Origin of the sequence: Variovorax sp. WDL1 (genome assembly GCF_001541225.1) — a bacterium.
Taxonomy (GTDB): Bacteria; Pseudomonadota; Gammaproteobacteria; order Burkholderiales; family Burkholderiaceae_C; genus Variovorax.
The window spans coordinates 1-7,023 of sequence record NZ_LMTS01000069.1 but is presented as its reverse complement, the minus strand read 5'-3'; the positions used below and the strand labels follow the sequence as shown (position 1 = coordinate 7,023).

The 7,023-nt window shown below is 64.9% G+C and carries 6 protein-coding genes; 5 read left to right on the top strand and 1 reads right to left on the bottom strand.

What is annotated here, in order from left to right; genetic code table 11:
• The coding region (locus APY03_RS09275; RefSeq protein ID WP_068676070.1) for an NfeD family protein at nucleotides 1–1,210 on the bottom strand (1,210 nt) is incomplete at its 3' end.
• Nucleotides 1,211–1,432: 222 nt separating this feature from the next.
• Between APY03_RS09275 and APY03_RS09270 the strand changes: the two genes are divergently transcribed.
• The 5 genes from APY03_RS09270 to APY03_RS41345 form a co-directional block, all read left to right on the top strand.
• Nucleotides 1,433–3,271, top strand: a complete 1,839-nt coding sequence (locus APY03_RS09270) for a type I secretion system permease/ATPase (protein WP_068676216.1) — start codon at nucleotides 1,433–1,435, stop codon at nucleotides 3,269–3,271.
• Entirely contained in the window at nucleotides 3,268–4,644 is a 1,377-nt protein-coding gene (locus APY03_RS09265; protein ID WP_162487114.1) for an HlyD family type I secretion periplasmic adaptor subunit, read from the top strand. Before APY03_RS09270 ends, APY03_RS09265 begins: the two co-directional genes overlap by 4 nt.
• 23 nt (nucleotides 4,645–4,667) lie before the next feature.
• On the top strand, nucleotides 4,668–5,387 hold the full coding sequence (locus APY03_RS09260) for a helix-turn-helix transcriptional regulator (RefSeq protein ID WP_068676068.1): 720 nt from the start codon (nucleotides 4,668–4,670) through the stop codon (nucleotides 5,385–5,387).
• A gap of 84 nt (nucleotides 5,388–5,471) precedes the next feature.
• Nucleotides 5,472–6,125: a hypothetical protein gene (locus APY03_RS41350; RefSeq protein ID WP_146039315.1), complete on the top strand. Its 654-nt coding sequence runs from the start codon at nucleotides 5,472–5,474 to the stop codon at nucleotides 6,123–6,125.
• Nucleotides 6,126–6,173: 48 nt separating this feature from the next.
• Nucleotides 6,174–7,023 (top strand): hypothetical protein (locus APY03_RS41345; protein ID WP_198161231.1); only part of this gene is annotated, 850 nt, incomplete at its 3' end.

Sequence of the window (7,023 nt, the reverse complement as noted above, 5' to 3'; positions counted from 1 at the left end):
GGGGGGGGAGCCAGTGGCGATCGGTCTCCGGCTCGGAGCTGTAGCCTTGCGCCGAGGGAAGTCCGGACTCCAGAACCAGCCGGCGTCCGAATGGCAAGCGCGTCGTGAAGCGCAGCAGAAGCAGGCCTGCTGCGATGGCAAGCAGCAGCGACAGGAGCATGCGTCCTGCTGCCTGCGCCACGAATTGGCCCGCAGGCTCCGGCCCCAGCACGCTCAGCACCAGGCCTGCGGCGATGCCGAGCAGGCCGAGCGCACCGGCGATGCCGAATCCCGGGATGACGAAGACCTCGACGGCGAGCAATGCGACACCTGCCACGACCAGGAGCAATTCCTCCCACCCGGCCAGTTGCACCAGCCAATGGCCCCACAGGAACAGGCCGAGGCTTGACACTCCCACCGCGCCCGGGAGGCCCAAGCCCGGCGCTCGCAGTTCCAGCATGATGCCCAGCGTTGCGAGGGTGACGAGCAGCGAGCTCACCAGGGGATCGGTCAGAAAACGCACCACATGCTCGGCCCAGTTGGGCGCAGGTCTGCGGATCTCTGCGCCTGCAAGACCGGCCTGCTGTAGCACTGCCTCCAGCGTGTCGGCCCTGGCATCGGCAACTCGATGCTTGAGTGCTTCCTCGGTGGTCAGGGTCAGCAGCTTTCCTTTTTCCACCAGGCCGGGGACCACCACGTCGGCATCGACCATCGCTTCTGCGATGAGCGGGGGGCGATTGCGGCTTTCGGCCGTCGCGCGGAATTCCTTGCGCACGTAGGACACCGTTTTCTCACCCGCCGCGCCGGCCTCTGCACCTTGCTGCCCGATACGTACCGGGGCCGCGGCGCCAATCGTGCTTCCGCCTGACATGACGATGCTGTTGGCAGCCAGGCTGATAAGCGCTCCGGCTGATATTGCGCGCTTGTCGACGAACGCCACGGTCCGCATCGGACTTCTGAGCAGTGCATCGCGGATCTGCACCGCGGCATCGACACGGCCACCAAAGGTGTCGATCTTCAGGACCACCGCGGCTGCGCCTGCCGCCGTTGCTTCGTCCAGCACCCGCTGTACGTAGGGCGCCAGTCCGAGGTCGATGGTGCCTTCGATCGCCGCCACATAGACGATGGGCTTTTGCTGCTGCTGCTGCTGCTGCGCGAACATCAGGGAGCTCAGGCAGGCCACCGCCGCCATCAGCAGCGCGCGTGCCATCTTCGAGCCTGCGGCGTGCATTGGATGATCCTTGGTGAATTCCTTTCGCGTGAGGTCAGCCGTCCCGCAATGCGCGGGTAGTCAATTTGCTACTTGCGGGAGCCCTCCGAAGCACGGTCTGGGTGAGCACATCGCCTTCGAGCCGATTCCGAAGCGTCAGAATTCATCAGTTTTATCGCGCCCATTTTCTCGCAGAATCACGCCCGGCCGCGTGATCGTTCAAGGGATGGAATGGGCAAGAAGATGAAAGCAGGGGCTGCCGGGCGTGCTGCCGTTCCCCACATTGGCGCATCGCCGCAGAAACCGGAGCGCGAACCGAGGGCCGATCCATCACGGCCTCTCGACCCCGTCGTTTCCTGGCCGAGACCGCCTGACATCGCTGGTGCGCTCGTTGCCAGCTCCGTTGTCCACCTGCTGCTGCTGATCCCCACCCTCATCACCCTGCAGATCTACGACCGCGTGCTGACCAGCCGAAGCAGCGAAACCCTGCTCATGCTGCTGGCTGCTGCTGCGCTGTCGCTGGCAGCATGGTGGATGACCGAAACCTCGCGCGTGCGCTGGCATGCGGCACGCGCGGCGGGGATGGAAGCGCGACTCACGCGCGCGCTGGTCCCGTTGATGCTCCATGTTCCTGCGTCCCAGGCGGGCGCGACGGGCCAGCAACTGTGGCGGGACATTGCATCGCTGCGGGGATTCGTCGGCGGCCCGGCGCTCCTGGCAGCCATCGACCTGCCCTGGTGCCTGATCTACCTGCTCGTTATTGCGGCCTTTCATCCGGTGCTGGGCGCCGTGGCGCTTGCCGGCATGCTGATGCTCCTCGGCCTGGCCTGGCTCACCGAATGGCGATTGCGCGGCGCCGTCACGTCGGCCGAGCAGGCACAGATGCAAGCGCGGCGCAGGACCGGCGAGATCGCCGCCTTCGCCGAGGTTCTTCAAGCCCATGGCCGGCAAGACCAGGTGGGCGCAGCGTTGGGCGCCTTCAAGGACCACGCATCGAGTGCGCAACTTGCCGCCGATCTTCCGGGCCACAGTCTCAAGGGCTGGGGCAAGCTGCTGCGCCAGATCTTGCAGTTGGCCATGCTTGCCACCGGTGCATGGCTGGTGCTCCACGACCAGGCCACCGGCGGTGTGATGATCGCGGGCAGCATCCTGCTGGGCAAGGCCCTGATGCCTTTGGAAGTGCTGATCGGCAGCTGGAAGCAGCAGCTCGAAGCCAGAAAGGCGCTGACCCGGCTGCGCCATGCCCTGGCGGCCCAGGCCCATGCCGCGAATCTCTTGCCGGAAACGGTCCTGGCGCCCGGCAGGGGCGAGCTGCGCGTGGCGCACCTGGGCGTCAAGCCCTCGCCCGACGACGCCGGCATCCTGCGCAACATCAACTTCGAGTTGCCTGCGGGTGCACTGCTCGCCGTGCTCGGAGGCAGCGGCAGCGGCAAGAGCACCCTGGCGCGCGTGCTGGCCGGCGTGCAGGCACCCACCCAAGGCGAGGTGGCGCTCGACGGCGCCGCGCTGCATCAATACAGCCCACAGGCCCGCGGCCAGGCCACCGGCTACCTGCCGCAGGATGTGCTGTTGCACAGCGGCAGTGTGGCCCACAACATCGCTCGCCTGTGGCAGCCGACCGAGCCGCTTGCGCCCGAGCAAAGCGAGGCGGTGATCAAGGCCGCGCAACGCGCCGGAGCACATGAGCTGATCACTGCGCTGCCCAAGGGCTACGACACGCTCCTTGGCAGCGAGCCCGGCGCGCAGGCGCTTTCGGGCGGACAGCGCCAGCGCATGGCCCTGGCCCGCGCGATCTACGCCACGCCGGGCGCCGGCGAGCCGAGCCTCGTGGTCCTGGACGAACCCAACAGCCAGCTCGACGCGGAAGGCGAAGCGGCCCTGGAGCGCTGCCTCCACGGTCTGCATCGGCAGGGGACCACGGTCGTGGTGATCACCCACCGCCCACACCTGATCGCGCTGGCCAGTCATGTGCTGATGCTGCGCCAGGGCACGGTCGAGCAGTTCGGCCCGCGCGAGCAGGTGCGGCAATGGATGATCAAGCGCAATCAAGCCGTGCTGGCAAAGCAGGGGGGGCGCGCATGAACGCCAATCTTGTGCCGTCGCCACTCTGGCAGCAGGAAATGCGCCGCGCGCTGCGCGCAGGCCTCTGCGGCACCTTGCTCGGCATCCTGGCCTTAGGCGCCTGGGCGGCCCTGGCGCCACTGGCCGCCGCGGTGATCGCGGAGGGCGCGGTCAAGTCCGTGGGTAATCGCAAGACCGTGCAGCATGCCGAAGGCGGCATCATCGCTGCCATCCACGTGAAGGACGGCGATCGGGTCGTGCAGGGCCAGCCGCTCGTCACCCTGGCCGACGAGCGCGTGGCCGCCGGCGCGCAGGCGCTGCGCGAGCAGTGGACGATGAGCACGCTGAAGGTCCTGCGGCTCGAAGCCGAAATCGCCGGTCATCGGTTCGCGCCGGATTTCGAGGCCCTCGATGGGCGCTTCGCTGCAAGCGGCGAGGCGGGCGGCCTGCCGCCGCAGTGGACGGTGCTGGCCCAGCGCGAGCAGGGGCTGTTTGCAGCCCGCGCTCACCAGCAGGCCGAACAGGCGCGCTGGTTGAGCGAGCAGCTGTTGCAGATCCAGCGCGAGATCGCGACCCAGGGTGAACTGATCGCCACGACCGAGTCGGCCTCGAAACTCGCGCAGCGCGACCTTGCCGCCAACGAGAGACTCAAGGCCGATGGCTTCATCAGTGAGGCGAAGTTGAGCGAACTGCAGCGCGTGGTTGCCGACTACCGCGCGCGTGTGCAGGCCAGCCAAAGCCAACTGGCACAGGCGCGCCAAAGGGAAGCGGACATCCGCCTCAAGCTCTCGGCCCAGAAGACCGAGTACGCGCGAGCCGCGGCGGACGAGCTGAAAGACGTGACTGCGCAACTCGCGCAGATCGAACAAGCGCTGCGTCCGGCGCTCGATGCGCAGACGCGGCAACGGCTCGTGGCCCCGGTCGCCGGAGAAGTGGTGGACCTGAAGGCCCACACCGTAGGCGCCGCCATCGGGCCGCGCGAGCCGGTCATGGACATCGTGCCGGCCGGCACGGAGCTGATCATCGAGGCGCGCATCGCGCCGACCGACATCCGGGACGTGCAGCGTGTGCAGGCCAGCGCGGGCGTCGCGCACGTGATGCTCACCGCGTATCGCGCCCGCTCCACGCCGCAGGTCGAGGGGCGGCTCAGCTATGTGGGCGCCGACCGCTTGACCGACCCTCGCTCGGCCCATCCAGGGGCGCCGTACTACGTGGCGCACGTCACCGTGAGCCCCGAAGCGCTGCAGGCTGCGAGCAAGCTGGCAGGCCAGCCGCTGGTGCTCTCGCCCGGCATGCAGGCGGAGGTGTTCATTCCCACGGGGGAGCGCAGTGCTTGGCGCTATCTGTTCGATCCGGTGCTGGATGGGATTCGGCGAAGCATGCGGGAGCGGTGAGGCAGGAGACAGGGAGTCGATCGATGCAACATCTCACGAAGAATGATCTGAAAGCCTGGGTCGCTGCGGTGACCCATCCACTCGCCTCATCCGGCAGCCTGATCGCATGGGTGGAAGGGCCGCTTCGAGCGTTCTTCCCGTTCGAGGGCGTTGTGCTTGGGCATGGCGAGCTCGTCGCGGGGCAACTCGTGGTCACGCACATGCTTGCCACGGGCCACGATGAAGCCTACCTGCGGCAGATTGCGACCACGTTCGAGTTGCGCCAGCGTGCGTCGTTGGCGTGGTGGTTCTCGACCCGCCAGCCCTTCCATATCGATCCGGACAATCCGCCCCCACATGCAAGCGCCTTCGAGCTCGACGAGATTGAACGCTTCGGCCTGGGCAACGTGGCTGGGCACGGCGTGCTCAACGTCAGGGCCAACGCAGGAACCTACTTCGGTTTTGCCGGGGTCGGAGCGCCACTGAGGGACTGGCACCTCGAAGCGTTGACACTGATCGCGCCGGTGCTCAACGACCTGATGCTGTCGCACATCGCGCTCGAGCAGCGTTCTGCGACGAACCGGCTCGATCCATTGACGCCGAGGCAGAAAGAGATCGTGCGGCAGCTTGCCGCGGGCAAGAGCAACAAGGCCATCGCGCTGTCGGTCGGGATCACGGAGAAGAGCGTTCGCAATCAGCTGGCAAAGGTCTACGCGCGCGTGGGTGTGCACAAGAGGACGGAGCTGATCGCTTTGCTCAAGTAGAGGGACATTTGACATCTATGCACTGAGCAGGGTCTGCGCCAACATTCGCCCCCATCTACCGCTGCAATAAATGGGGAGCACTTCATGAGTCAACTGAGCGTCACGGTCTTCGCCGACTACACACGTTGGCTTCGCGCAGCCGCAGCGGGAGTGCTGTGGGTGCTGACCTTGGCGCTGCCTGGCTGCTGGGTCATCCCGCCGAAGGTGCTAACCACGCCGGACAACTCGGTACCAGTAGCGAAGCACTTTCCATCGGCTCTGCTGGCCGAGCCCATTCAACTGCGTAAGGGATACATCCATACGACACAGCCTTTCACGATCAAGGGGCCAAACGAACGTTGGACTGTGGCGATCGGATTTGTGAGAAGTGATGCGGGCAGGCCGATAGAGAAAAAGGTCGGTGAGAACTACGACGTTTGCTGGACCAGAAGTCCCGGTGACGGAATTGGATCTACAAGCTGCAGCAAGAACATCACTCCAGGATTCAATGTGAGTTGGGAGTTGTTGCAAGAGGATGGAAGTGTCGTCGATCAGTTCGGATTGGACAGCTTACACAAGGACAGTGGCGGCACTTTTTCGACCAATGCCATCACCCGTACGCTTGCTGGATTTCGCGATCAACCTCTGGGCCAGTACCGATTGCGAGTCTCTGTGCTGCGCGATGCGAAGGAGCTTGATTTTCTGAAGCCGCACATCCTCATCGATCGACCTTTCTTCAGTTCGAGAGCGATTGAGTAGCCAATCGAATTCCGTCACACCTACCAGCCTACCAAAGAGGAACAAGCCATGGGACAACCAAGCATCGCAGTCTTCGTTGACAACGTCGGTACGCCACATACCTTCGTTAGACTTGATGACGGTAACGGGCAAGTGAACTACTACGGGTTCGCACCTAGTACTCCTGGCAATCCGCACGGCCCTGGAAAAATTGGCAGAGGCTTGACGACACATGCGCTTGGCGATCGCGACAACAGCCACGCCGGGTTTATCGATGACGTGGGGTGGGAGAAGGAGATCGCTGTCAGCAGTGAGCAGTACGTTGCCATGATGAGGTCCGTTGAGGAGTGGGACAAGGCTGAGCACGTATATAACGGCCTCGGCACTCTAGGCGGCGAGAACTGCACGACCTTTGTTCAGAACATTCTTCGAGCCGGTAGCGTGACGGAGATCACCACATCGCGCACTTCACTTCCGATCAACTTGGTTCCTGCAGCCGAGCGCAGGGCGCTTTTCGACACCGATGCCGACGGTCGCCGCTCGCCCTCCGATGCACTGACAGACCCATTGCACACCCCGGGCACTCCAGCCTACGAGTACAAACGAAGCCATCCGGAGCTTTTCGAAACACCGCCAAACAGCACGCCCACCAAGGACCCCACCCATTCCGAACTGCGTCTGAACAACGACGGCAGTTTCACCGAGACGATTCGGGGCGACGGCGACAATGCCGCGGATGCCCAAACGAACGAATACAACGCCGACGGCGTGGCCACGCAGTCGACACAGGTCGATGGCGCAGGAAACGATGCCGACTATGCCAGCCGCACCGCGGCCTTCGACACCCAGGGCCGCATCGATTCTCTCGACGTGCGCCGTGACGACGGCACTCGCGACACGACGGACTACGACCAGGACA

Excerpts from the sequence above, each read along its gene's own strand:
- APY03_RS09270 (WP_068676216.1), top strand. The coding sequence starts at position 1,433 with ATGAAAGCAGGGGCTGCCGGGCGTGCTGCCGTTCCCCACATTGGCGCA.
- APY03_RS09265 (WP_162487114.1), top strand. The coding sequence starts at position 3,268 with ATGAACGCCAATCTTGTGCCGTCGCCACTCTGGCAGCAGGAAATGCGC.
- APY03_RS09260 (WP_068676068.1), top strand. The coding sequence starts at position 4,668 with ATGCAACATCTCACGAAGAATGATCTGAAAGCCTGGGTCGCTGCGGTG.
- APY03_RS41350 (WP_146039315.1), top strand. The coding sequence starts at position 5,472 with ATGAGTCAACTGAGCGTCACGGTCTTCGCCGACTACACACGTTGGCTT.